Source organism: uncultured Shewanella sp., from assembly GCF_947501665.1.
Taxonomy (GTDB): domain Bacteria; phylum Pseudomonadota; class Gammaproteobacteria; order Enterobacterales; family Shewanellaceae; genus Shewanella.
In genome coordinates, this window is record NZ_CANMWS010000080.1 from 1 (window position 1) to 640 (window position 640).

Annotated in this window: 1 protein-coding gene; it reads left to right on the plus strand. The window is 41.4% G+C overall.

The genetic code is table 11. From position 1 onward, the window contains the following. Window positions 1-640: AMP-binding protein (locus Q0976_RS23995; RefSeq protein WP_299497387.1), on the plus strand; the 640-nt coding region annotated here is incomplete at both ends.

The window sequence follows — 640 nt, forward strand, 5'->3', positions numbered from 1 at the left end:
CGAACAGTGGTCCAGAGGATTTAGCGTATGTCATTTATACCTCGGGCACCACAGGTCAGCCTAAGGGCGTGATGGTTGAATGTAAGTCTGTGACCAATTATGTTTTTGCTATAAAAGACAAGTGTTCAAAGAAATGGGGTCATACGGATTTTTCATCGAATTATTGTTTTGATTTAAGTGTCACGACGATGATTTGTCCTTTATTGGAAGGAGGGACAGTTTGTATTTATGCTGACAAGGAAATAGATAGAGGCAGATATCTTGACCACCTTGAAAAGTATGCTGTTGAGACGGCTAAAATGACGCCAAGTTTGGCGGTAGAATTGCTTGGGGATGCAAAGGTTCATCTTACTCATTTAATAGTGGGAGGTGAGAAGGTAGGAGAGCAGCATCTTCAGTATTTGACTAAAATATCCGACTCTTTTGTTGATGAATATGGTCCAACAGAAGCTACTGTTGGTGCGCTTTTTTCGCATTTCGATCATAGGAGAGAACATCGGGGATTGGGTAAGGCCTATGCAAATATTAGGCTGTACGTATTAGATAATAAACTGTGCCCATTACCTATTGGTGTACCGGGTGAATTGTATATTGGTGGTGCAGGGTTGGCGAGAGGTTATTTAAACCGTGAAGAGTTAAC